Raw genomic sequence first — 24,090 nt, 5'->3', positions numbered from 1 at the left:
TCTTTGTCGTTCTTACAATCCAAATATCTGTTGATCTTCATGTACCTGAACCATAGCACGCAGTACGAAGTAGTCTGTTGGAGTCGTAATCTTGATATTCTCCATGGGTCCGATAACCGTTGCCACCTTATGTCCATAATGGCTCATCATCGTACAGGAGTCTATAAAGTCATGTCTTCCTTCCTGCAAAGCACGTCGATGTGCTGCCATGATATCCGATAGACGGAAACTCTGTGGAGCACGAGCAATGAGTGATCTCGCACGTGAAGGAATCTCTAAATTGCCATCATCTTGTTTCACAATAAAGGTTTCGGTGGCAGGAATACAGGTGATACAGCTTCCTTCCTCTTCTACCTTCTTGATATTATCGGTGATGGTTTCTTCCGTTATCAATGGTCGCACACCATCATGTATTAGTACGGTTGTCTGCTTCGCATCAGCCTTATGTTCCTGTGCATATTCTTCAGCAGCACATAAACCATGGTAGATAGATTCTTGCCCAGAGCTTCCTCCTGGCACAATCTTCACCACTTTGTTGATTTCAAACTTGCGTATCTGCTTTTCTAAGAAGGGTATCCAACTTTCGATACAGGCTACAACAATAGCATCAATAGCCTCATGGTTATCGAATAACTCTAGTGTGTAAATGATAATCGGCTTACCATTGAGGTCAAGAAACTGCTTCGGTCTTGACTTTGTGTGCATACGGAGACCTGAGCCTCCAGCGAAGATTACGGCGATATTCATACGTTACTTTTAGAAGATTAATTATCCCTTTGCCTCCTACTTGAACTCAACATCAATCTTATGTCTGTCCCGCTTGTCCTTTGGAGGCAAGTCCATGTAATTGCCATAAGCAATCCGACAAAGCCCCTCAGGGTCAGCTGGCCCTTCAAAAGTATATCCTTCGAAGACGATATCTTTGTGAGGAATCATGTATTGACGTGGGTTCTGCTCATAAAACCATGCTCCGTATGAGTGCATGTATAGGTCAGGATTACCAAAGAGCCTACCGAGAATGCGGAAACCAGGAAACACAATGTGGTGTAAGAAATCGTAACCAAGCTGCGCTAACATGGGGTATCTGCCAGCAAATTGTAAGTTGAGATTCACTGACAATTTAGCTGCAAGGCGTTGTAAAGAGGGTATCATATATCCTTCGTAAGGGAAGATATCAATATGCAAGCCCCTAAACTTCTGTGCTTCATGCACTCTTCTGTTCTCACTGTCACTTGCTTCATGACTGCGATTCTCACTCTTTAAGTCGCGCAGACAAGCCCATTCTTTATAGAAACCAGGGTCAGTATCATTGTCTTGCAGCACATATTGAGGGTGGGGGTGGGCTTTGAGGTAATCGCAAAGACGCTTGAAATCATAATAACTCACCACCATATCAATGTCATCATCCCATGGAATAAAGCCACCATGACGCAGAGCACCGAGCACATTACCACCATCCAATCTACAAGGAACGCCTATCTTTCGTGCAGTCTCTTGTAGATAGATTGCCATATCCAATAGTCTCAGTTGTGCTTTACGTAGCACCGAACCATCTGGATTATATTCCTGTCTCAAACTCTCTTGAGTCTCCCCCGTGTTGAATGTTTCCATCATCTCTTCTCGATATGTTTCGTGCAAAGATAATAAAAGATTGTCCTTTTAATCACATATAAACCCGAGTTTATTTTTAATTCACGTTGCTGTCACTTTTAATATTTCGTGTAACATGTTTATTTTTAACTATTTACCCATTGCAGAATAGTGATACTTATGACAGTAAATTTGCTTTTCTTTTTTATCTTTTCTTCTTTCATATGTGTTGCTTTTGTAAACTCGAGTATCCTTTTCTCAATCTTTATTTGTAATTTTCCTCTTTAATACTAACTTGGGTGTGATTTTCATAAAAATCAAAACAGCAAGAATATTTCTAGTCGTAGATGCAATTATTAACGCAAAAGACTATCGAAATTTTGGCAGGTGCTATATAATTAAGGTTTAAAGCATTTACAAAAATGTAATAAAATGGTAGAAAGAAGCAACTATTCCGTTACTATTGGTGTAGTCGAGACAAATTAATTATATAATTTTGCCCCCGAATTAGACTAATTGATGCATACTATTGATTAAGGTGGTGCTCGAAGTCAATGTATGTGTTTTGTATATAACATTATTAATTAATATATATCGCCTTATAAAAGGGTTCGTACTAAAACAATAAATTATGATGAAGAAAGAGTTAAAAAGAATGGTGTATACAACTCCTCTAATGGAGATTGTTAGTCTTGAGACTTCGTGTCACATATTGGAGGCTTCTTATCCTGGACAGCATAAGAATGCCGAAAGAGGAGGAGAGGTGCAAGAAGATCCTGCAGGACAAAATGATGCAAAGAAAGCATTTCTCTTCGATGAATGATGGAGTTTCTAATTGGGAAAACTAGAAATATTAATATTTAATAAGAGATGAATTTTAGGTTTTTTATTGTGGCTTCAGCTCTGATAGGGCTCATGACAAGTTGCTCAAGTGATGATTTCTCACAAGACAATGAAAAGGCGGGGAAGAAAACAGAGGATACGAATCTGACTTCTTTTGCTTCTGCAGAGATAAGTACGCGAACATCAATGGATTATAGTACACTGGGTTTCTTTTGGGAAAAAGGTGATAAAATCTATGTGAAAGATGATAATGGAGGTTTTCAGGTAAGTAAGGAAGCTGTTGATGGCGACAAGCAGGCTGCTTTCAAGTTTATGATGCCGGGTAAATATACAAAACAGAAATATATGGTCTATTACCCAGGTGCAAAGACAAGTGAAGACAACGTGGTTATCAAAGATGAACAGACGCAGACAGAGCCGAACAGCACAAAGAATTTTGGTGAGAATGGAGATTGTGGTCTCGGAAAAGCTGAACTGGAGGGTGGACAATACAAATTCAAGCTTGACCACAAAGTTTCATTCCTTGCACTTCATCCCTATACAAGTCGTGAATTAAAGTCTACTTATATCACGGCAATAGAAGTGACAACGTCTGGAAGTGAGAATATAGCAGGATCTTACAAACTTGATGCGAATAATTATAAGCTGAAAGGTTCTGGGGATAAGAAGACGATCACTCTTACAACCAAGGGTACAGGAAGTTTTGAGCATGGATTCCTTCTCACTAAGCGTGATCCTAACTATCCATTTCGTGCTTTCGTAATCATTGCCCCAGGTACTCATAAGCTGATTATTAAATATCATTTGAAAGATATCAAGACTAATGTAGAAGGTGTCATGACTAAGACGCTTGCATCAAAAGAATATAAAGAGAATAATGTCTATGATATCAACTCTAAATTAGATATGACAGAATATGATGCCAAAGTCTATATGTGGGATGCTCTTAATAACTATTGGAATGGGTATGAGACATCACAGCCTTTCCTCAATGCTGATCCTGCAAAGGGTAACTATCCTAAGGATAAAAACGATACTAATAATCGTTGGTACAACACTACAATGATGGCAAAAACAGGTACTGCACAGGCTCAAAATTCTGCGAAAGATTGTCCCAATGTCAATGAGGCATTATGGTATGTGTTAAAGGGTGATCCACACTGGGATAACATCAAGTTATGGACAATAGGAGGCTACCTTTATAAGGGTGGTATATGGTTTAAGAAAGCATCTGCTATTGCAACAGAGAATGGTGGTCTCGGTATTAATAAGTTAAAAGAAGAGTTTGATGGTAAGGACTATCGTAAGGGTACAAAAGCATTGCAAGATGAGTTCCCTAAGAAGTACACTCTTAAATCCAACCAGAAGACTCCTCCTGTCAACAAGGCTGACTACTTCTATTTACCTGCAATAGACAACTATACGAAAGGGGAAATCAGAAAGGGAACTGGCTATGGAATGGGTCTCGAAGGACAATACTGGACTTCAACCTGTTATGGTCTTCATGAGTCTCCAACAAGTGCACTCTACTATGGAGCTTTCAATATTACAGTCAAAGAAGATCATATCGGTGTACACAGAAGTGAACGCGAAGGTGGTATGAGATGTGTAAAATTTGAATAAATATGTTCTGACAGTCTTTTCTATGAACTACAAATAAAGACTATAGTTAGAAATACTCTTAAAAAGATGGGAATCGTGAGTACACGCTTTTCCATCTTTTTTTCTTACATATCCCTATCCTTTATAAGGAAATCGAAAAGCGAGGATAGAAATGGATAAGGGGGTATAATTATCAAGTTTCTATTATAACTCACAAAAACGATAGGATGAATTTAAGAGGCTACACAAAAAAGCTTGTTGCTTTACCATTATTGCTTTGCTTCTCTTCTCAGGTGTATTCAATAGAAGTGGGGCGGTCTGTCACTATATGCTTTCCTAAGCAGAATACAGTCTTTCTGGCAATATCAGACACCCTCAATGGATCTACTGTGAGCTTTCCGAGTGACCATAATCCAGCATATCACGGAAAAACGGTGGAAGAAGAAGGTGCATATGTTATAAGCGATCACAACCCTGCGCATAAGATAATACTCGAAGAACGAGAATCCCAGGATTTAGATGATCTCCTGAATTATCCAGATCTCCCTGGTTCAGGCTTCCACATTCCTCGCATGGACATCCACATTGATGGAGGTACTTTAGTTGCAGATAAGAAAACTTTCCTAAAAGCACTGATAAAGATAGATGGAGGCGGATTTTATCCTGATCTGATCGACTCGGTCTGGATAAGGGGAAGAGGTAATAGTACATGGAATGCGGACGATCCTTACGATAAGAATCCATATCGTCTGAAGTTTAGGAAGGAAGTATCTCCTTTTGGATTGGCAAAAGGGAAAAATTGGATTTTACTCACCAATAAGGAAAGACATTCCCTGATGGCAAATGCTATTGGCATGAAAGTAGCCCAGTTGGTACAGCTCCGAGCTGCCAATCATATCATTCCGATAGATCTCTTTATCAATGGAGAATATCGTGGAAACTATAACTTTACAGAAAAAGTAGGATTGTACAGCAATAGTGTGAAGCTAACAGACCGATCACGGGCTGCGTTGCTTGAGCTTGACACTTATTTTGACGAAACATACAAATTTCATTCTGGTTGTTATCACCTACCTGTCAACATCAAAGACCATCATTTCAAGAAAGGTGAAAAAGCTGTAATGTTAAGCCGTATTCAAACAGAATTCGATCGATTATGCTCCATGCTACAAAATGAGGGAAAGATTTCACAGCTCGTAGATGTGGATCAACTCGCACGATACCTTATGGTGAATGAACTGATCGGAAATTATGAAATCATGCATCCGAAGAGTCTTTTCCTTTATAAGGAGGACTTTGCTTCACCAAACAGTAAATTCATCTTTGGACCAGTATGGGACTTGAACTGGACTTTTGGATATGAACAAAACCGTGATTATGGTACAACTGACCCTGAAGTCAATTTTTGGGATGCGCCTGCACATTTTGAAAACAGACAGTTTATCAATGACCTATTATTCAAAGATGAGTCTGTGTATAGGGCTTATTGCAAGGTTTGGAAGGATTTTATGGAGCATCATCTTCAAACATTACTTGACTATTGTGATAATTATTACAGATATACGAAAGACTCTTTCCTTCGAAATGCTGATAAATGGAATGATGGAGGGGATTATCATATTGTGGTGCAAAATATGAAGAACTGGCTAGAAAGACGTGCTCGCTATATCTATTCACATCTTAACATTTCTGCCTCTTTGTTAGGCAATACATCTGTGAAAGCAATCACCTCTGTCAACGGAACTCCTGCTATGAATGAATACGAGGAAATCTACGATTTGCAAGGTTTCCGTAAATATGGTCATATGCAAAAAACAGGAATATCTGATGTACTCGCCCCAGGAATTTATATTGTTGGAGGAAAGAAAATAGCTGTAATAAACCGATAGTCTAAGCTAGCATCATTTTTATAGTATAGAATTTTCTTCTTTGTTAAATTGTACTGCGAAAGGTCGTATATCATAAATTTAAGTTAACTTTGCAAGGAAATGAACGTGTATATATGAAATTTTTGAGAAGTGTAGCTTGCTTACTAAATAAGGTGTATCAGCCTATTAAGGAGAATGCCCGATTCTTTCTCTTCATGTATTTCCTTGGCGTGTTAGTCACGTTTGAAGAGTTGCCAAAGAATAATCCGAATGCATGTGTCTATGGTAATCTTTGGTTAGAACTCTTCCTTGATTTGTATGTTGTATGTCTATTGCTTACACTCATACCGATACGTGTGCGCCGATGGATTCGTGCTTTTTTATATGTTATTGCCTATGCAACGACAATAGCAGATGTGTTCTGTTGGGAGAAGTTCCAATCGACATTAAACCCTTCTATGTTGCTGCTTGTTGGGGAAACCGATGGGAGAGAAGCAAGTGAGTTCTTTAGTAGTTATTTTAGTGCAGACTTGCTCTTTTCTGGTGTCGGGCTGGTTCTGTTGGTCATGCTTATCCATATCCTTTGTGCTTTCTGGGGCAAGATTAGAATACAAATGTCCGAACGATTGAGGAAGAGATATACGGCTATTATTAATGAAATTAATCGTTTCCAATATGTGTTAGGAGCGTTATGTTTGGGCTTATTGGTGTGGTCTGCTTGCACTTCTGCACATAATAAGAAAGAAATGGTACAGATGTTTTCGATGGATACGATAGGTTCTGTCGAACATGAACTGACCACAAGTGATTGCGCACAGTTCTATCTTCCCGTGTATAGACTTGCCTTTAGCATCTTTGCAAATGAGTTAGCTTCACAGCAGATAGACCGATTGATTGAGGCAAAAGACAAGGTGAAAGTGGATAGTTGTACGTTTAAATCACCTAATATTGTCCTTATCATCGGTGAAAGTTATGGCAAACATCATTCGCAACAGTATGGTTACTTCATGCCAACAACACCTCGACAGATAAAGTTACAGAAGTCTGGTTTACTCGTTCCATTCAGTGATGTTGTCTCGCCATGGAACCTTACTAGCTTTGTCTTTAAGAATGTCTTTTCTCTACATGTGGTGGGAGAGAAGGGTGAGTGGTGCGATTATCCTCTCTTCCCAGAGCTTTTCCGTAAGGCTGGTTACCATGTGACATTCATTACCAATCAGTTCTTACCAAAGGCAAAGGAGGCTGTTTATGACTTTAGTGGTGGTTTCTTCTTAAATCATCCAGAGCTTTCTCAAGCTATGTTCGATACTCGTAATGATCAATTATATCAATATGATAGTGGTTTACTCGATGACTTCGATAAAAAAGAGAAGCAGCAGAGTACCGATCATAACCTTATTATCTTTCATCTAATTGGGCAGCATGTGGCTTACAAACAACGCTATCCAAGCGATAGAAGACACTTTCATGCAGATGATTATGCCAACAAACGGAGTGATCTGAATGTGAGTGAACGTAGCGTCTTGGCGCATTATGACAATGCAATACTATACAATGACTCAATAGTAAACCAAATCGTCAAACGTTTCAAGAATCAAGATGCCATCGTCATTTATATGCCTGACCATGGAGAAGAGTGTTACGAAGGGAATAGAGGCTTTATTTGTAGGAAGCATTCAGCCGCTATTGACTATGATTTGGCTAGGTATGAATTCGAGATTCCATTCTGGGTTTATTGTTCAAAGAAGTATATTGCAAATCATCCAGAAGTGTTCCGCGAGATCAAAGCAGCGAGGAATCGTCGTTTTATGACAGATACCTTGCCTCACATGTTATTGTATTTAGCGGGCATCCATACGAAGGATTATCATGCAGAATACAATATTTTGAGTTCGAAGTATGATGAGAAACGACCTCGATTATTAAAGAATACGACCGATTACGATAAACTTGTTGAAGCAAAGAAATGAAAAGAGAACTCTTGACAAGAGCAGAGTGTAATGCCTTGAGAGGCCTTGCCATCATAGGAATATTCCTCCATAACTATTGCCATTGGTTAGCTCCTGTGGTGAAGGAGAACGAGTATCAGTATTTTCAAGAGAATGTTAACTGGTTCTATCATGTGGTACATAGTCCGTTGGATAAGCTCTTCTTCTTTCATATTCTGTCTTTTTTCGGTCATTATGGCGTACCTGTTTTCCTCTTCCTTTCGGCTTATGGATTGACAATGAAGTATGAGCAACAGAGGGAAGTACCACAGGGAGATCGCCAACCCATGCAGGAAAAGTTACCAGTTTGGTGCTTTATTAAGTATCATTGGCTAAAGCTATTCCGCATGATGATCGTTGGCTTTGTTGCATTTACCATGTTGGACGCTATCACCCCTGGGGCACATCACTATGCAGTGATGGATATTATCGGTCAAATGGGACTTTTTAACAACCTCTTACCACACCCTGATGACATTATATGGCCTGGTCCTTACTGGTTCTTCGGACTGATGATTCAGTTCTATATCGTCTATCGGCTTTGCCTTTATCGGCGTCATTGGCTATGGAATGTATTGTTAATCGTTATCTGTGCAGCCATCCAAATGGCTTGTGATCCAGATGGAGAAGCCTTGAATAGATGGCGTTATAACTTTATTGGAGGTATGCTTCCTTTTGGTTTTGGTGTGCTTTATGCTCGTTATATGCGCCCTTTGAATACAGCAACTCACCTTGTTTTGTTTATTCTTTCACTATTTGCTATCGTCTTGATGAGCTTTGATTACATCACATGGTACTTCGTTCCGTTGGCTGTTTGTATAGCTTCTGTTAGTTTTGTAAAGCTAGCCAGTAGATTGCAAGTTGCACAAAAAGAATATAAAACGGGCTTTATGTCAATGCTCACATGGGTTGGTAGCATTTCTGCAGCACTATTTGTTTGTCATCCCATCACGCGTAAGATCTTCATACCACTATCTCGCGAAGGGGATTACTGGACGGGACTTCTACTCTATATTATCAGTTCCATCTGCCTGGCTTGGCTCTTTAAAGAATTGATGAAACGTATTCCCAGCCCTCAATTAAAGAAGAGATAAGTATAAAAGTAATGGATTCATCGAAGAAAAGATATGAAGATAAAGGACATTGAATTGGCTAATATCAGCCGCTATCGAGGTGAGTTAATGGGTGCTGCCATGCTCTTTGTCATCCTATTTCATGTAGGGTTACCTCGTGAAGACATGTTCTTCGGACTGAGAAGAATGGGCAATATCGGTGTTGATATCTTTCTTTTTCTTAGTGGTATGGGACTTTGGTTCTCATGGACCAAACGCCCATCTTTGTCCCATTTCTTCACTCGTAGGTTCTTACGCATTTATCCAACTTGGTTGCTTTTAGCCTCTTTGTATTATATTCCCGACTATCTCGAACTATCCTTTGTACAACATAGTGGACACAGCACAAGCATCATTGATTTGATAGGAGATATCTCGATTAATTGGGACTTTTGGTTACATGACGAGTTAACGTTCTGGTATATCCCTGCAATCATGCTCCTTTACCTGTTGAGTCCATTCTACATGAAGCTCATCCTCACGCACCCCATTTACCGATGGTTGCCTGTTGTGATGTTGATGTGGTGCATATTAGTACAATACGTTACACCCATTAATACTGCTGTCGGGCATTTGGAAATCTTTTGGAGTAGAGTTCCTATCTTCTTCATAGGCATTAATATGGCTGCATCTGTGCAACGGAAAGATACAATGGATGGTACTTCAATATGGATGATATGGTTAATATTCATCATGGCATTGGCTTCTAGCATCTTTTTAGAGCAAGAGAAGCATGGTCAATTCCCCCTTTTTCAAGAGAGAATGTTATATATTCCGCTTACAATTACAACCATCTTATTGTTGAATCGAGTGTTCCGTCGTACACCAGTAGCCATCAATAAGGCCTTCAAGTTTGTTGGTACGTTAAGTCTAGAGGCTTATCTTATGCATGACCATTTTGTATTAGCGTATGTGGAAAAGCTCCATTGGACTTATTGGCCTACCTTCTTATTGACCACCAGTATAACCTTATGCACTGCATGGATTGTCCATCAGTTGTTAGAAAGAATTATAACACCTTTAGAGAATAAGCTGAAATAATGAAGAATCTCATCCGTTTAATACGCCCACATCAATGGGTTAAGAACCTTGTAGTGCTCCTTCCTGTCTTTTTCGGAGGTGCATTACTGCATATAGAGTCCGTTTATGCAGGACTTGTTACAGCCCTTTGTTTCAGTTTTGCAGCCTCTTCTATCTATTGCCTGAACGATATTGTGGATGTAGATGACGATAGGCGACATCCAGTGAAGTGCCATCGCCCTTTGGCGTCGGGTGCAATCAGTATCACGCAAGGTTATATACTTATGTTCTTGATGTTCATTCTTTCGATGCTTTCGACCTTTTTGTTGCGTCACAACCAACTGGAGACAGCATCCGTAATCTTGTTTTATTGGATCCTAAATATAGCCTATTGTTTGAAGTTAAAACAATATGCAATCATTGATGTATGCGTTGTTTCCTTTGGATTTGTACTCCGCATCCTTGCGGGTGGATATGCTACAAGCATTCATCTAAGTAAGTGGATCGTCCTAATGACCTTTCTTCTCATGCTCTTCTTATCCTTTGCTAAGCGACGAGATGATGTCATTAGAATGAATGAAACAGGGCATGCACCACGCCAAAATACCATTCGTTACAACCTAACTTTCATCAATCAAGCCATCACGATAACAGCCAGTGTAACCCTCGTGTGCTATATTATGTACACAGTTAGCCCTGAGACCATCCAGAACTTCCACACGGATTACCTCTATCTGACCAGTGTTTTTGTCCTTGTTGGTCTATTACGTTATATCCAAATCGCTGTTGTTGATAAGAGAAGTGGCGATCCAACGAAGGTGATGTTGCATGACCGTTTCATGCAATTTGTCGTTTTGGCTTTTGGATTAGCTTTCCTTTTCATTATTTATGTACTATAAGAAAGGGGGCAGATGATGGTAAAGAAGGTTTATGCTTTCGACTTCGATGGTACATTAACGACGAAGGATACACTCTTAGAGTTCATTCGCTTTACTCGAGGAAATACTGCCTTCTTGTTTGGACTCTTATTATTTTCCCCCTTACTGGTGCTCATGAAGTTAAAACTCTACCCCAATTGGAAGACAAAACAACAGGTGTTCTCATGGTTCTTTAAAGGTATGCTGATAGACGATTTCAAACACCTTTGTACAGAGTTTGCCTTTCATAATAAGCAACTCCTGCGTCCGAAAGGAATGAAGGCAATAAAGAAAGCAATAGAGGAAGGTGCTCAAGTCGTGATTATCAGTGCGAGTATAGATAACTGGGTGCGTCCTTTCTTCGATGAAATGGGTAATAATATTATCGTTGTGGGTACTAAAATCGAAGTAAGCAATAACTATTTAACGGGCAAATTCATCACTAATAATTGTTATGGAGTAGAGAAAGTGCGACGCTTGCAAGCACTTTTCCCACAGCGAGAGACCTACACCTTAATCGCTTTCGGCGATAGTCGGGGTGATAAAGAACTATTAGCTTATGCCGATCAAGGTTTTTATAAGCCTTTTAGAGAGAGTCAGGAATAGGATGAAAACGCATGTCTTAGATAAGAAAAAGCTCGGTGAAATCGTTAGATTCATCATTGTTGGTGGTTTAGCAACAGCCATCCAGTATGGTATCTATTTACTTATGCTATTGTGGTTACAGCCTCTCTTGTCAAATACTATTGGTTACTTTGTGAGCTTCATCTTTAATTATATCGCCTCAACCCGCTACACCTTTCGTGTTAAGTCGACTACCAAACGAGGCTTAGGCTTCGTTTTCTCACATATAGTAAACTATCTCCTGCAAACCCTAACACTGCATGCTTTTCTGATGTTAGGGCTCGATAAAAAGATAGCCATGATTCCAATGTTTGCTATTTGTGTCCCAATTAACTTCGTATTGGTGCGCTTCTTCTTGCATCGAAAGTAACTTACACATTACTACATTTGGTTGGCTCTGCTTTAATTAGTACCTTTGCAGCGGTTAATTAACAGTTATTTAATGCGTATATTCAATATATTTAAGGTAAGAAAAGAGGAACGTTGGCTTACTCTTTCCATGCTTCTTGTGTTCATTCTGTTTAATGGCTTATTGATAGCAAGCCATTATCACACCTATACAATGGGTGCACATGGAGGCTTCTGGAGTATTTTTACCAAGCATTTCCGTATGTCTGGCTATGATAACTGGTCGTGGATAACCATCTCGGGGATGCGTATTCACTTCGTAACTAACCGTCATCCGCTTTACTTAACGTTCCTTTATCCCCTCTATCTATTGAATCATTGGCTCATAGAGACCGTTGGCTATAACTTTGCCGTGTATTTCATGGCAACGATCATCATCTTTTCTGCTTTTTATGCGGTACTCTTTACGTATCGTGTCTTCCGTGAAGTCATGGAGATGAAACAGAAAGATGCGACGCTACTAACACTCTTGCTCTTCTCTTTTGGGCATGTTCTCATCCCTTCCATGGTGCCTGATCACTTCATCGTGTCGTTGATGTTTCTTTCAATGACGCTCTACATCGCTGGAATGAAGATGAAGAAAGGTCGATTACTAACGGCTTGGCAGTCCCTTATACTTACTTTCTTTACTGCAGGAATGGCCACTTCCAATGGTGCGAAGATCCTTTTAGCAGGGTTGTTTACCAATGGTAAGAAGATATTCACAGCTAAGTTTATTACCATTGGTATTGTTCTTCCTTTCTTACTGTTGCTTGGTATACAACAATCACAGTACTATCTTTTGGAAGTACCACAGCAGGCTGTTATCCATCATATCGAAAAGGAGAGTCTCAAGAAAGACCCACAAAAGGTCATTGAGCATAAGAAACAACGTAATGAATGGCAACGAGCGCACCTCGGGCAACCTGTTGGGAATGGTGCAATCACTAAGTGGTTGGATGTTAAGACACCCCGTGTTCCAACCCTCGTAGAGAACTTCTTTGGCGAATCGATTCAACTCCATCAACGTTACTTGCTGAAGGATGTATCGTGGGAGAGACCCATCTTTGTGACTTATAACTGGGTCTTGAATTATATGGTGGAGGCTTTTGTTGTCTTATTGTTCGTTATTGGTATAGTGGTAAGCTGTCGACAACGATTCTTCCAAATGCTTTTAGCATGGTTTGCATGCGACATCACCTTACATCTCATCCTTGGTTTCGGTATTACGGAAGTGTATATTATGACAGCAGGGTGGGCTTTCATTATCCCAATAGCATACGGATTCTTACTAAAGAAACTATCGATGAAATGGCAAAAAAGCCTGCGCGTGGCATTGATCCTACTAACTGCTTACCTGTGGATATACAATGGTGGACAGACAGTTTACTATTTACTGAACCAATAAAGATAAGGAACAATGCTAAATATCTTTGCTATCAAGCGCAGTGAAAGGGCTCTTTGTTTAGTGGCTATCCTCTTCTTTATAGCCCTGAACGCACTTATGATCGCCTATAACTACCATCTATTCACTAAAGGAGGTAACCTTGGTTTCTGGGGATTGTTCTTTGATCACTACACAGTCTCAGGCTTTGACAACCTTTCCTACATGACTTTATCAAGGTGGAAAGTCTATTTCCGACTGTATCGCCATCCGTTACTTCCATCCTTCTACTATCCTTTCTATCTGCTTAATCATTGGTTGATGGGACTCACGGGGACTAATTTTGCTATCTTCATTGAGGCTTTCTTCAATGTAGTAGCAGATACTTATAGTTGCATTTTCATCTATCGTATTCTCAAAGAAGTGGTGGATTTATCGAGAAAAGATGCCCTTCTTCTTACGGCGTTCTTCTTTTCTTTTGCCTCAATCTTGCTCACTTCCTTTGTACCAGACCACTTCGCATTCTCCCTCTTCTTCCTTTCTATGACGCTGTACATTGCTGGTAGAGCCATGAAACAGCCTCATGGACGCATGAAAGCATGGCAAAGTATGTTACTGGTGTTCTTTGCTTCGGGCATATCACTTACTAATTTCGTGAAGATCGGATTAGCCGATTGGTTTGTAAACGGCATGCGAACCTTCCGAATAAAGCATATCCTCGTTGGTTGCATACTCCCTTTAGCAGCACTCTTCGCCATTTATGAGTATCAGCAGACAACCTTTGTAGAGCCAGATGCACGTCTACAGGAACAGATAAAGGCGAAGAAATTAAAGAAAGATCATAAGTTTGCAGTGAGATATGAGAAGCAGCAAGAGTTTATGAAGAGCCGTGTTGGAACGCAGGTAGCCAATAATCAGTTCTTTGAATGGACCGATCTCTCCAGCTCAAGGACAGATGCTGTTATTGAAAACCTCTTTGGAGAGAGCATACAACTGCATCAAGAACATACGTTGGAAGATGTGAATAAGTCGCGCCCCATCATCGTTAGGTATAGTAGTGCAATGAATTACATTGTCGAAGGAGTGATAGTTCTCCTCTTTTTAGGCGGTATCATCGTTGGAAGAAAGGATAAGTTCTTATTGATGTGTGTAACTTGGTTCGCCACAGACATAGTCTTGCACATCGTTTTAGGCTTCGGTATCATTGAGGTTTACATAATGGGAGCACACTGGCTCTTCGTCATTCCGATTGCAGTAGCTTATCTTCTTAAACACATTCAATCGACGAGGTTGAAGTTAGGGATGCGTTTACTCATAGCCAGCTTAGCTCTGGGTGTGTTCTTTTATAATATGAGTTTGATCGTTCCCTTTATGTTGCAAGGCTTCGTAGCACGCTAACAAAGCCTATAAAGAACATATATCCTGATTGCAAAACAGTACTTTCTCTGCAATCAGGATATAGTGTTTAAAGTCTTTCTAACGCTTATAAATTCTCTTTGTAAGCAGTAAATGGCTTGCCACAATACTGCCATTTACGAATAGCATTACGCAGTTTACAGCCATTCAATAGCTTATAAAGTTTAAAGAAAGGCTGATATAACTTGTTATTCTCAGGTAAGTATTGACCGTGATACTTATCCTTCAGTGCATCAGCATCACGTTTCCATATTGCTCCCCCTTGTGCTGTCTTGGTCTCTGGATAGATTCGGATAGCACCAAGGTTGCGGTTGATACGCCTTACCTTCAGCCCTGCTTCATACACACGAATGAGCCATTCCACATCCATTTTAGCGTGAAATGACTCATCAAGATAGCCTATCTTATCGAATATAGCACGTTTCCAGAACATTCCCGGTTGTGAGATATTATAGCAACCATGGCGGAAGAAGAAGTGACTCATTATAATATGAGTGAAGTTGATAATGGTTCCCTCCTTATCAATCTCAACCGTGTAGCCATTTGCGAAGTCTGTATCTGGATGATTGGAATAGAACTTTGCCACTGCAAGTAACGCCCCCGGGAGTAAGACATCATCGCTGTTTATCCAACAAACAATGTCTCCTGTCGCGCGGCGCATGCCCTTGTTGATAGCATTGCTTTGTCCCTTATCTTTCTCACTGCACCACCATGCGATCTTATCATCGTACTTCTTTAAAATATCTACGGTTCCATCGGTTGATCCACCATCACAGATAATGTACTCCAAGTTAGGATATTCCTGTCCTAAAACCGATTGAATGGTGGCTTCAATGAACTGTCCTTGATTAAACGAAGGCGTTACAACTGTTATTTTAGGATATTTCTTCATCTTTACTTAACCTTTCTTTGTTGTTGTCTTTATTTCTTTTTACGGATATAACCAATACAATCTTCCAATATTTGTGAGCCTGCCCACTTCATAATAAAGAAGTATAACAAGCCTGCTAAGATGATTCTCACGGTCAAAAGAAGTAGGAGATTGTTCACAAAGGAAGTAATATGATAGGTGAAGACCATCACTCCCACTGATGCTAAGAGGTACGGACTGATATCTTTCAGAGCATCAATAAGTCGCAAACCGATTTCCCTTTTGGCAAAAAACTGCCATACAAAGAACCACAAGATAGTCACAACAGTATAAGCACTCACCATGAAGATGACCCCTTGACGATAATAGACAATGACAAAAGCTATCTGTGCCAAGATGAGAGCTACCGTACACCACATGTAGACAGCGGACTTTCCACGACTGATGATAAGGTTTTGATACATCGTATAAAAGGGTAGGAAAGCACCACTGATACACAGGATTCGTAGCAAGGGAATGCTATCTATCCATTTATCTGATATCAAGAGAATGATGAACTCGTGCGCTACCATTGATAGACCGAACATAGCGGGAAAGACTAAAAAAGCAGTGAATCGGAGCATTTTACGGAACACTTTCACCTGTCGACTGGGGTCGTTATTTACCTCAACAAGCACTGGCTGCGCCACTTGTGATATAGTACCAGAGACGAAAGTACTTGCCATTGTGTCCCATTTGAAGGCTTGCGAGAAGTTGCCAACAGCCTTTGCACTGTACAAACGACCGAATATAAAGGTAAGAATGTTTTGGCTTATTGTGTTCACAACAGTGGTTATTAAGATCTTATAACTAAATGAGAACATGTGCTTGATAGGGGTAAAGTCTATGTGAAAAGAGGGTCGCCAAGGAATGATAAAGAATCGCCAAAGACTGGTGAGAGCGATGTAAAGCATTTGTTGCCACGCCAAACTCCAATAAGCATAACCTTTCAGTGCGAGCACGATACCCACTGCGCCCGATACAGCTAAGCAGGTAATGCGCAGAATGGTAGTCTCCCTTACCATCATGTTTTTGAATAGGTAAGCCGCAGGAGTTGTCCCCAATGAGGAGAATAACAGTGAGGCAAAGATGAAGCGAGACAAGTTGATGAGTTCAGGATGATGGAAGAACGAGGCGATTAAAGGTGCTGAAAAGAACAAGACTGTGTAAGAGATCCATCCAACAAAGGCACTGAACCAAAAGACAGCATTATAGTCATTGTCCGACGGATGCTCCATGTTGGTAAGAGCCGAGGTGAATCCGCTCTCTTGCAAAGCACCGGCAATAGCCGTAAACACCGCTAACATACCCACTAAACCATAGTCGGAAAGTGAGAGCAAGCGTGCTAAGAAGATTCCAATAACTATATTCAGAAGCTGCATGGTACCATTGTTCAATGCCCCCAAAAATAGTCCCTTTGCAGTCTTCTCTCTAAGTGTCTCTTGTCCCATGATTGTCCTTTTGGCTACCTGAAAACCTCTTGTTCTCCCGTTCGATAGCCTTTTTTATAACTGAAAATAATTGAGTTGCAAATATAAGGCATTATCGTGAATAATCCAAGGGGATTGCCCTTTAATCGTAGAGAAAGCCTCACCCCCGCCTCAGAGAAGCCTCATCTCAACCCCACTACAGCCTCTCCCCCGCCCCCTCTCCGAATGGAGAGGGGAGTAGATAGCATTATTTGCATACGAAGAAGACGTTATAAGTAGGGACAGACGCCCTCGTCTGTCCGCTAAACAGATAATTTCTTGTTAACTAATCGGCGTAAATGTGCGGACAGACGAGGGCGTCTGTCCCTACTTTGTGGCGTTATCTTCAATCGAAAATACTGATCGAGACTGGCTCCCGTTGGGCACTCCTCCCCTTTGGGGAGGCTGGGTGGGGTTTCCAGACGAGGGCGTCTGTCCCTACTTTGAAGCCTCACCCCCTTTCCCCTCTCCGAATGGAGAGGGGCGTGAATAGTACCATTTACATGTACGCCAATACCTGACAGATACAGAGGTAATAGTATTTTAAAATGAAAGAAACGCCTTCTTTCAATCGAAGAGAGCGTTTCCTTGCAATGAAAAGGGCGTCTCTTCACATCGAAGAAACGCCCTCCTTGTTTGCAAACAACACTATCTACTCCCCTCTCCATTCGGAGAGGGGGCGGGGGAGAGGCTGTAGTGGGGTTGGGGATAGGCTTCTTCTGAGGCGGGGATAGACTTCCTCTCGTTTCAAAGAGATAAGCGTTATAATATTGACATGTTTATTGCATGTTTGATAAAAAATGCTTATATTTGTCGCAAGATATATTAGTGCATGATTGAAAAAGAAAAAGATTCCAGTGTTTCGAACTCTAGTTTTAAAGAGATTATAACACGTTTTGTAAGCGATAAACCACTTGTAAGAGGTGATGTATATGTAGGTTCTTCATTCGGAATTGCGTTTGGTTTGCCTCCATTCTTTAAGCCTATCTTTGAGAAGAGCAATCTAGTAAGATTGAATGTTATGCGTGTGCTAATCGTTAAGAGTGGGTGGTGTGAACCCGTCATCAACTTTAAGAGGTATCGTTGTGAGGCTGGTGACATGCTGTTTCTCAATTGGGGTGTAGTCATCAGTGACGATAGTTTCGGTCCAGGAACAACTTTCGACGGTTTTATAATGACGGAGGAATACATGAAGATGATATTTCATGGCAGGTTACCTAACGTGTTCCTCTCACCCAACTTTTGCTTTTCTATACCTTTACAAAAGTCTGATCAAGATATTTGGGAGAAGTACATCCGTATGCTCTATGAGTTAGCACAAATGAAGTCAGACAGTATTAAGGATTCTTTGAATGCTCTTTTCGCATCGAGTTTGAGCTTTGCAGCATCGTTGTATCAGACGACAATGTCAATTGATAAGGCTCGTTGGACACGCAATAAAGAACTTGTAGAGCACTTTATACGCCTTGTGGATGAGCATGCAAAGACCGAACACGAACTTAACTTTTATGCTTCGAAGCTATGTGTTAGTACGCATTACTTAGGCATTGTGGTAAAGCAAGAGACGGGAAAGACTGCCAAGAATATTATAGATAAGTCTTTGCTGGTCTTGATACAACTTGAACTTAGATATTCAAACAAGCCTTTGAAGGTAATAGCAGATGAGTTGAATTTTGTCTCGATAAGTGCTTTGTGTAAGTTCTTTAAGCGGTGTACAGGGTTGACGACTGCGGCATATAGGGAGATGCCGGATACTCAACTCAGTGGGGAGCTGTCCTCGGATATTTTGGAAAGGAACTTAGATTAGCGTGTAAGAGCTTATTTGTAATATTGTAATATAAGGTCTTCTATCCTTGGGGGAACTAACTCTGTAATGGATTCCCCTTGCCTCACTCGTTGTCGGATGACCGTACTACTAATATCTATGAGTGGTGTTTGGAGTATGCTAACATGGTTAGGAAGCTGGGAGGGAGTAGTTAGGTGGTTGTGTCGAGGATATACCACGATATTGTAGTGATTGATGATGTCCTCGGCATGATACCAATGATTGAAGGCTTGCCAATTATCCCCACCAACAAGAAGAGTGAATGTGTTGCGTGGGAAATCATGCTTGAGATGTTGTAAAGTGTTCCATGTGTAAGAAGGTTTCGATAGATGGAACTCATAGTCTGAAGCCTTGAAATGCGGTTCATCAAGTATCGCTTGCCTTACCATCTCCAATCGGAGATGGTCGTCTAAGAGCCTTTGATTCACTTTAAAAGGGTTCTGTGGAGACACCATGAACCATACTTCGTCCAGTTCTTTTTCGGTTAGAAAAGCCTTAGCAAGTGCTATGTGTCCCTTGTGGATAGGGTCGAAAGAGCCGCCGAAGATGCCCACTGACAACCCTCCCTCTTCGTTGGAAGGAATAGAGATAAGGGGTGATTCCTTTAGAGAAGAGGGTGAGTTGGGTGTTTGTTGGGTTTTCTGAACCATTTATAGAAAGGCTTTTATGGTCTCGTAAACCTCTTGCTTTGCTTTATCGAGGTCGTCATTGACAATCACTTTATCGAACTTATCAGCGAAAGTAAGCTCGTAGGAGGCTTTTGCAAGACGGCTCTCTATGGCTTCGGCACTATCCGTTTGTCTGCCTATCAAGCGTCGACGGAGTTCGTCAAGAGAGGGTGGTTGGATGAAGAAACTCAATGCGCGTTCGCCATAGAAGCGTTTGATATTGCATCCCCCCTTAACATCTACATCAAAGACAACGTTCTGTCCAGCAGCAGATTGATGCTCTACTTGTTCTTTCAAGGTGCCGTAGAAACGGTCTTTATACACTTCCTCATACTCTAAGAAATCGTCATTTTTGATTCTTTCTTTGAATTGCTCGGGTGAAAGGAAGATGTATTCAACACCATTCTGTTCGGTACCTCGTGGCGCACGAGTGGTACAACTAATGGAGAAAGCAAGCCTTAGTTCGGGGTGTTCCTGCATTAACCATTGAACGATGGTGCTCTTTCCTGCACCTGACGGAGCCGAAAAGATCAATAGTTTACCAGTGCTTTTTGCATCCTTAGAGACTTCTGTCTGGGGTGTAGAATGCTGTTTTGACATATTGTTGAGTTGGGTGTTTGTCTTGTTCTTTATTGATTCCATGTGGCACTCTTAGAGTTTGTTTACGAATTAAAGAGCGTTTAAAACCTGTTCTTTAATCTGTTCCAACTCGTCTTTCATCTTAACAACAATGTTCTGCATCTCGGCTTGGTTACTCTTAGAACCAGTCGTATTGATCTCGCGTCCCATCTCTTGTGCGATGAAGCCGAGCTTCTTTCCCACGCCATGACCACACTCCGCCATAGTCTCACGGAAGTACTTCAGGTGGTTAGTTAAGCGTTGTTTCTCCTCGCTAATATCAAGTTTTTCGATGTAGTAGATGAGCTCTTGCTCTAAACGATTCTTATCGTAATCAACCTCAGGGATATGTTTTAAACCATCGACAATCTTATCTTTAATCTTTGGAACACGGCTCTTCTCGAAGGGTTCTATGCTCTTTAAGAGTGCAGAGATATTATCGATTTTCTCTGTAAACTTCTTTTGTAACGCTGCTCCCTCTTGTGTTCTAAATTCGATGAGTTTGTCAATAGCCTTGTTAATTGCCTGCTTTGCAGCCTCCCATTCATCTTCATCGAGTTCTTCAGCATCGGTCTTTGCGGTCACATCAGGCATTCGGAGGAGTGTAGAGAACCAGTCGTTTGGCTCGGGAATACCCGTTTTCTCAGCAATAGTCTTTATCTGTTTGTAATAGTTTTCGACGAGAGCTGCATTGATAGGAGTAGCATCTACGATTGCTTCCTTCTCAACCCAGAGAGAGAAATCAACCTTACCTCGCTCTAACTTCTGCGCAAGTAAGCGACGAATCTCCATCTCTTTCTCTCGGTAGAGTGGGGCGATACGAGCAGAGAGATCAAGTGACTTGCTATTAAGCGACTTAACTTCTACGTTGATTTTCTTTTCCTTGTAGGTTACTACTGACTTACCGTAACCTGTCATAGATAGTATCATTACTTTTCAAGTTAAATTTTTGCAAATGTACAAATAATGCGGGAAAAAAGAGTATATTTGCATGTTTTTAGAACATAATTAGCTTTTATGTCTTGTATATTAAGCATTGATACGAGCACAAATGTGTGCTCTGTTGCAGTAAGTCAGGATGGGATTTGTATCTTTGATAAGGTAGATAATAGTGGTCCTAACCATGCTGAGAAGTTAGGAACATTCGTTGATGAGGCCTTGGCATTCGTTGATAGCCACGAGTTAACGCTCGATGCGGTGGCTGTTAGCTGTGGTCCAGGTTCATATACGGGCTTACGTATAGGTGTGTCTATGGCAAAGGGCATTTGTTATGGACGTAATATAAAGTTGTTGGCTGTGCCTACTTTGGAATTATTAGCCGTTCCTGTTCTATTACATCATGAGTCTATAGAGGAGGAAGCATTGCTTGTTCCGATGATTGATGCACGACGAATGGAAGTTTATTCTGCCGTGTATGACCGTAGCTTAAAGGCTGTTCGTGCTATTCAAGCAGACGTAGTTGATGGTGATACATACAAAGAGTTCCTTGATAAAGGACCTGTTTATTTCTTCGGCGATGGTGCCGAGAAGTGCATGGAAGTTATCCATCACCCTAATGCCCATTTGATTAAGAATATCGAACCAGTGGCTAAGAACATGTTCCCGTTAGCAGAGAAAAGAATGGCAGAAGGTAAGTTTGAAGATGTAGCTTACTTCGTTCCATTCTATTTGAAAGACTTTGTTGCTAAACAGGCAAAGCCTCTGTTGTAATTAATAGATTATGATTGTTGATGAGGAAGGGCTTTATGTTCCATCCTCAGAGTTCAAAAGTTCAAACCTCAAAGATGAATATTGAAGGATTAGATTATAATACCCAACGAGAGAAACTCGTGCTTCCGCAATACGGACGAGAGATTCAAGATATGGTTGATTATGCGGTTAGTTTGCCTACAAAGGAGGAACGGCAGCATTGTGCGGAGACCATCATTTCTATCATGGATAGGATGAATCCACAGAGTCGGGGGAATGTTGATCACATGGATAAGCTGTGGGATCACTTGGCATTGATGTCTAACTTTAAGTTAGATATTGATTATCCTTGTGACGTATCACAGGCTTTGAAGATAGCAACGAAGCCTGAACCGATGTCTTACTCAACCTCAAAGATTCCTGTTCGGCATTATGGTAAGTTGCTTTTCGAGGCTTTTGACAAGTTGAAGACAATGGAGCCTGGAGCGGAGCGAGATGCTTTCGTTCGTTCAATTGCCAACCAGATGAAACGGAGTCTGGTGCAGTGGGGACATGGGTCAAGCGATGACGAGAAGGTTGCATCAGACCTTGCTCGCTTTACAGATGGCAAGATTCAGCTTGATCTTGATACCTTTAAGTTTGATAAGATAAATGAGAGAGAGCTTGTTCAGCCTCGTAATAAAAAGAAGAGATAAGCATGGAGTCCTTTATTATAGAAGGTGGACATCGATTGAGTGGAACGATTACGCCACAGGGAGCAAAGAATGAAGCACTGGAGGTAATATGTGCGACTTTGTTGACCACAGAGCCTGTTATCATCCATAATGTGCCTGACATCCTTGATGTCAACAATCTAATTCTACTCTTACAGGACATCGGTGTAAAGGTTAAGAAGCTCGCTCCCAATGAGTACTCATTCCAGGCTGATGAAGTAAACTTAGACTATTTGGAGAGTGTAGACTTCGTTAAGAAGTGTTCGTCATTGCGTGGTAGTGTGTTGATGATCGGTCCTTTGTTGGGTCGCTTTGGTAAAGCTACGATTGCAAAACCAGGTGGTGACAAGATTGGAAGACGCCGTTTAGATACTCATTTCCTTGGCTTTAAGAATCTGGGGGCGCGTTTTGTTCGATTGGAAGATCGTGATGTATATGAGATACAGGCCGATAAGTTAGTTGGACAATACATGCTTTTGGATGAGGCTTCCATAACTGGTACAGCTAATATCATTATGGCGGCAGTCATGGCGGAAGGCACTACAACGATTTATAATGCAGCTTGTGAGCCTTACATCCAACAGCTTTGTAAGATGTTGAATGCTATGGGTGCGAAGATTACGGGCATAGGAAGTAACTTGCTAACCATCGAAGGTGTGCAGAAGTTGTCAGCAACCGAACACCATATACTACCCGATATGATTGAGGTTGGCTCATTTATCGGTATGGCTGCAATGATTGGTGATGGCGTTCGCATAAAGGATGTTTCTATCCAGAACCTCGGTTTGATTCTCGATACATTCCATCGATTGGGTGTACAAATCATAGTGGATGGTGACGATCTTATCATCCCACGTCAAGATCATTATGTGATAGATTCTTTCATTGATGGAACGATTATGACCATCAGTGATGCACCATGGCCAGGCTTAACACCAGACCTTATCTCTGTGTTACTCGTTGTAGCAACGCAGGCACAAGGCAGTGTTCTCTTTCATCAGAAGATGTTTGAAAGTAGATTATTCTTTGTGGATAAGCTCATTGATATGGGTGCGCAGATTATTCTTTGCGACCCTCATCGTGCTGTGGTAGTCGGTCATGACCATGCTAAGATATTACGTGCTGGGCGCATGTCAAGTCCTGATATTCGTGCAGGTATTGCTTTGTTGATAGCTGCTCTATCAGCACAAGGAACAAGCCGAATCGATAATATTGCTCAAATCGATCGTGGTTATGAGAATATAGAAGAGCGACTAAATGCGCTGGGAGCAAAGATTCGCAGAGCAGAAATCTGTTAGCTTCGTCGTATCTGAAGCTACCCTTTGAGGAAAATAGGTGTTAGCTTTAAACAAAAAGGGTCTACCCTTTTTCTCAAAAAGGTCTACCTTTTCGGGCAAAAAGGTCTACCCTTTTTCATAAAAAGGTCAACCCTTTTATAGAACACACC

General features: G+C 41.0%; 22 protein-coding genes. 15 read left to right on the top strand and 7 right to left on the bottom strand.

Annotated features, from left to right (window positions below; genetic code table 11):
* Nucleotides 1-12 precede the first annotated feature (12 nt).
* Together J5A55_RS07275 and J5A55_RS07270 are read right to left on the bottom strand one after the other, a co-directional pair.
* Entirely contained in the window at nucleotides 13-747 is a 735-nt protein-coding gene (locus tag J5A55_RS07275) for an IspD/TarI family cytidylyltransferase (RefSeq protein ID WP_004382804.1), read from the bottom strand.
* Nucleotides 748-783: 36 nt separating this feature from the next.
* Nucleotides 784-1,614 carry a LicD family protein gene (locus tag J5A55_RS07270; RefSeq protein ID WP_004382803.1) on the bottom strand — a complete coding sequence of 277 codons (831 nt, stop codon included), beginning with the start codon at nucleotides 1,612-1,614 and terminating at the stop codon, nucleotides 784-786.
* Nucleotides 1,615-2,221: 607 nt separating this feature from the next.
* On the opposite strand from J5A55_RS07270, the gene J5A55_RS07265 reads away from it, so the two are divergent.
* The 11 genes from J5A55_RS07265 (at nucleotide 2,222) to J5A55_RS07215 (ending at nucleotide 14,733) form a co-directional block, all read left to right on the top strand.
* The gene (locus tag J5A55_RS07265) at nucleotides 2,222-2,413 is read left to right on the top strand and encodes a hypothetical protein (protein ID WP_004382802.1); all 192 of its coding nucleotides are present in this window, start codon (nucleotides 2,222-2,224) and stop codon (nucleotides 2,411-2,413) included.
* A gap of 47 nt (nucleotides 2,414-2,460) precedes the next feature.
* A complete protein-coding gene (locus J5A55_RS07260; RefSeq protein WP_004382801.1) occupies nucleotides 2,461-4,056 on the top strand; it encodes a fimbrillin family protein in 1,596 nt (531 codons plus the stop codon).
* A gap of 206 nt (nucleotides 4,057-4,262) precedes the next feature.
* Nucleotides 4,263-5,924, top strand: a complete 1,662-nt coding sequence (locus tag J5A55_RS07255) for a CotH kinase family protein (protein ID WP_004382800.1) — start codon at nucleotides 4,263-4,265, stop codon at nucleotides 5,922-5,924.
* 113 nt (nucleotides 5,925-6,037) lie between these two features.
* Nucleotides 6,038-7,873: a phosphoethanolamine transferase family protein gene (locus J5A55_RS07250; protein ID WP_004382799.1), complete on the top strand. Its 1,836-nt coding sequence runs from the start codon at nucleotides 6,038-6,040 to the stop codon at nucleotides 7,871-7,873.
* Nucleotides 7,870-8,985, top strand: coding sequence for an acyltransferase family protein (locus J5A55_RS07245; RefSeq protein ID WP_004382798.1), 1,116 nt, complete (start codon nucleotides 7,870-7,872; stop codon nucleotides 8,983-8,985). Before J5A55_RS07250 ends, J5A55_RS07245 begins: the two co-directional genes overlap by 4 nt.
* 33 nt (nucleotides 8,986-9,018) lie before the next feature.
* Nucleotides 9,019-10,044: an acyltransferase family protein gene (locus J5A55_RS07240; RefSeq protein ID WP_004382797.1), complete on the top strand. Its 1,026-nt coding sequence runs from the start codon at nucleotides 9,019-9,021 to the stop codon at nucleotides 10,042-10,044.
* Complete coding sequence (locus J5A55_RS07235) at nucleotides 10,044-10,922, top strand: decaprenyl-phosphate phosphoribosyltransferase (RefSeq protein ID WP_004382796.1); 879 nt, start codon at nucleotides 10,044-10,046, stop codon at nucleotides 10,920-10,922. The genes J5A55_RS07240 and J5A55_RS07235 overlap by 1 nt, the downstream gene beginning before the upstream one ends.
* A gap of 12 nt (nucleotides 10,923-10,934) precedes the next feature.
* Nucleotides 10,935-11,546, top strand: coding sequence for an HAD-IB family hydrolase (locus tag J5A55_RS07230; RefSeq protein WP_004382795.1), 612 nt, complete (start codon nucleotides 10,935-10,937; stop codon nucleotides 11,544-11,546).
* A gap of 1 nt (nucleotide 11,547) precedes the next feature.
* Nucleotides 11,548-11,934 (top strand): GtrA family protein, encoded by a 387-nt coding sequence (locus J5A55_RS07225; protein WP_004382794.1) that lies wholly within the window; start codon nucleotides 11,548-11,550, stop codon nucleotides 11,932-11,934.
* Between the two features lie 72 nt (nucleotides 11,935-12,006).
* Nucleotides 12,007-13,359 (top strand): DUF6080 domain-containing protein, encoded by a 1,353-nt coding sequence (locus J5A55_RS07220; protein ID WP_004382793.1) that lies wholly within the window; start codon nucleotides 12,007-12,009, stop codon nucleotides 13,357-13,359.
* A 12-nt stretch (nucleotides 13,360-13,371) separates the two neighbouring features.
* Nucleotides 13,372-14,733, top strand: a complete 1,362-nt coding sequence (locus J5A55_RS07215) for a DUF6080 domain-containing protein (protein WP_004382792.1) — start codon at nucleotides 13,372-13,374, stop codon at nucleotides 14,731-14,733.
* A gap of 85 nt (nucleotides 14,734-14,818) precedes the next feature.
* Here J5A55_RS07215 and J5A55_RS07210 read toward each other — a convergent pair whose 3' ends face one another.
* On the bottom strand, nucleotides 14,819-15,643 hold the full coding sequence (locus J5A55_RS07210; protein WP_004382791.1) for a glycosyltransferase family 2 protein: 825 nt from the start codon (nucleotides 15,641-15,643) through the stop codon (nucleotides 14,819-14,821).
* 29 nt (nucleotides 15,644-15,672) lie between these two features.
* Nucleotides 15,673-17,112: a lipopolysaccharide biosynthesis protein gene (locus J5A55_RS07205; protein WP_004382790.1), complete on the bottom strand. Its 1,440-nt coding sequence runs from the start codon at nucleotides 17,110-17,112 to the stop codon at nucleotides 15,673-15,675.
* Between the two features lie 850 nt (nucleotides 17,113-17,962).
* On the opposite strand from J5A55_RS07205, the gene J5A55_RS07200 reads away from it, so the two are divergent.
* Entirely contained in the window at nucleotides 17,963-18,937 is a 975-nt protein-coding gene (locus tag J5A55_RS07200; protein WP_004382786.1) for a helix-turn-helix domain-containing protein, read from the top strand.
* Nucleotides 18,938-18,948: 11 nt separating this feature from the next.
* On the opposite strand, the gene nadD is transcribed toward J5A55_RS07200, so the two are convergent.
* From nadD to J5A55_RS07185, 3 genes are all read right to left on the bottom strand, one after another.
* Nucleotides 18,949-19,605 carry a nicotinate (nicotinamide) nucleotide adenylyltransferase gene (gene nadD, locus J5A55_RS07195; RefSeq protein WP_004382785.1) on the bottom strand — a complete coding sequence of 219 codons (657 nt, stop codon included), beginning with the start codon at nucleotides 19,603-19,605 and terminating at the stop codon, nucleotides 18,949-18,951.
* On the bottom strand, nucleotides 19,606-20,223 hold the full coding sequence (gene gmk, locus J5A55_RS07190) for a guanylate kinase (protein ID WP_050755891.1): 618 nt from the start codon (nucleotides 20,221-20,223) through the stop codon (nucleotides 19,606-19,608).
* Nucleotides 20,224-20,292: 69 nt separating this feature from the next.
* Nucleotides 20,293-21,171: a YicC/YloC family endoribonuclease gene (locus J5A55_RS07185; protein ID WP_039851163.1), complete on the bottom strand. Its 879-nt coding sequence runs from the start codon at nucleotides 21,169-21,171 to the stop codon at nucleotides 20,293-20,295.
* A gap of 87 nt (nucleotides 21,172-21,258) precedes the next feature.
* On the opposite strand from J5A55_RS07185, the gene tsaB reads away from it, so the two are divergent.
* From tsaB to murA, 3 genes are all read left to right on the top strand, one after another.
* Nucleotides 21,259-21,951: a tRNA (adenosine(37)-N6)-threonylcarbamoyltransferase complex dimerization subunit type 1 TsaB gene (gene tsaB, locus J5A55_RS07180; RefSeq protein WP_004382782.1), complete on the top strand. Its 693-nt coding sequence runs from the start codon at nucleotides 21,259-21,261 to the stop codon at nucleotides 21,949-21,951.
* 74 nt (nucleotides 21,952-22,025) lie between these two features.
* Nucleotides 22,026-22,625, top strand: a complete 600-nt coding sequence (locus tag J5A55_RS07175) for a DUF4290 domain-containing protein (RefSeq protein WP_039851253.1) — start codon at nucleotides 22,026-22,028, stop codon at nucleotides 22,623-22,625.
* A 2-nt stretch (nucleotides 22,626-22,627) separates the two neighbouring features.
* Nucleotides 22,628-23,941, top strand: coding sequence for a UDP-N-acetylglucosamine 1-carboxyvinyltransferase (gene murA / locus J5A55_RS07170; RefSeq protein ID WP_004382780.1), 1,314 nt, complete (start codon nucleotides 22,628-22,630; stop codon nucleotides 23,939-23,941).
* Nucleotides 23,942-24,090: the final 149 nt, after the last annotated feature.

Origin of the sequence: Prevotella veroralis, assembly GCF_018127765.1 — a bacterium.
GTDB lineage: Bacteria > Bacteroidota > Bacteroidia > Bacteroidales > Bacteroidaceae > Prevotella > Prevotella veroralis.
This window is presented reverse-complemented; position numbering and strand designations above follow the sequence as displayed.

Excerpts from the sequence above, each read along its gene's own strand:
- J5A55_RS07275 (WP_004382804.1), bottom strand. The coding sequence starts at position 747 with ATGAATATCGCCGTAATCTTCGCTGGAGGCTCAGGTCTCCGTATGCAC.
- J5A55_RS07270 (WP_004382803.1), bottom strand. The coding sequence starts at position 1,614 with ATGATGGAAACATTCAACACGGGGGAGACTCAAGAGAGTTTGAGACAG.
- J5A55_RS07265 (WP_004382802.1), top strand. The coding sequence starts at position 2,222 with ATGATGAAGAAAGAGTTAAAAAGAATGGTGTATACAACTCCTCTAATG.
- J5A55_RS07260 (WP_004382801.1), top strand. The coding sequence starts at position 2,461 with ATGAATTTTAGGTTTTTTATTGTGGCTTCAGCTCTGATAGGGCTCATG.
- J5A55_RS07255 (WP_004382800.1), top strand. The coding sequence starts at position 4,263 with ATGAATTTAAGAGGCTACACAAAAAAGCTTGTTGCTTTACCATTATTG.
- J5A55_RS07250 (WP_004382799.1), top strand. The coding sequence starts at position 6,038 with ATGAAATTTTTGAGAAGTGTAGCTTGCTTACTAAATAAGGTGTATCAG.
- J5A55_RS07245 (WP_004382798.1), top strand. The coding sequence starts at position 7,870 with ATGAAAAGAGAACTCTTGACAAGAGCAGAGTGTAATGCCTTGAGAGGC.
- J5A55_RS07240 (WP_004382797.1), top strand. The coding sequence starts at position 9,019 with ATGAAGATAAAGGACATTGAATTGGCTAATATCAGCCGCTATCGAGGT.
- J5A55_RS07235 (WP_004382796.1), top strand. The coding sequence starts at position 10,044 with ATGAAGAATCTCATCCGTTTAATACGCCCACATCAATGGGTTAAGAAC.
- J5A55_RS07230 (WP_004382795.1), top strand. The coding sequence starts at position 10,935 with ATGATGGTAAAGAAGGTTTATGCTTTCGACTTCGATGGTACATTAACG.
- J5A55_RS07225 (WP_004382794.1), top strand. The coding sequence starts at position 11,548 with ATGAAAACGCATGTCTTAGATAAGAAAAAGCTCGGTGAAATCGTTAGA.
- J5A55_RS07220 (WP_004382793.1), top strand. The coding sequence starts at position 12,007 with ATGCGTATATTCAATATATTTAAGGTAAGAAAAGAGGAACGTTGGCTT.
- J5A55_RS07215 (WP_004382792.1), top strand. The coding sequence starts at position 13,372 with ATGCTAAATATCTTTGCTATCAAGCGCAGTGAAAGGGCTCTTTGTTTA.
- J5A55_RS07210 (WP_004382791.1), bottom strand. The coding sequence starts at position 15,643 with ATGAAGAAATATCCTAAAATAACAGTTGTAACGCCTTCGTTTAATCAA.
- J5A55_RS07205 (WP_004382790.1), bottom strand. The coding sequence starts at position 17,112 with ATGGGACAAGAGACACTTAGAGAGAAGACTGCAAAGGGACTATTTTTG.
- J5A55_RS07200 (WP_004382786.1), top strand. The coding sequence starts at position 17,963 with ATGATTGAAAAAGAAAAAGATTCCAGTGTTTCGAACTCTAGTTTTAAA.
- nadD (WP_004382785.1), bottom strand. The coding sequence starts at position 19,605 with ATGGTTCAGAAAACCCAACAAACACCCAACTCACCCTCTTCTCTAAAG.
- gmk (WP_050755891.1), bottom strand. The coding sequence starts at position 20,223 with ATGTCAAAACAGCATTCTACACCCCAGACAGAAGTCTCTAAGGATGCA.
- J5A55_RS07185 (WP_039851163.1), bottom strand. The coding sequence starts at position 21,171 with ATGATACTATCTATGACAGGTTACGGTAAGTCAGTAGTAACCTACAAG.
- tsaB (WP_004382782.1), top strand. The coding sequence starts at position 21,259 with ATGTCTTGTATATTAAGCATTGATACGAGCACAAATGTGTGCTCTGTT.
- J5A55_RS07175 (WP_039851253.1), top strand. The coding sequence starts at position 22,026 with ATGAATATTGAAGGATTAGATTATAATACCCAACGAGAGAAACTCGTG.
- murA (WP_004382780.1), top strand. The coding sequence starts at position 22,628 with ATGGAGTCCTTTATTATAGAAGGTGGACATCGATTGAGTGGAACGATT.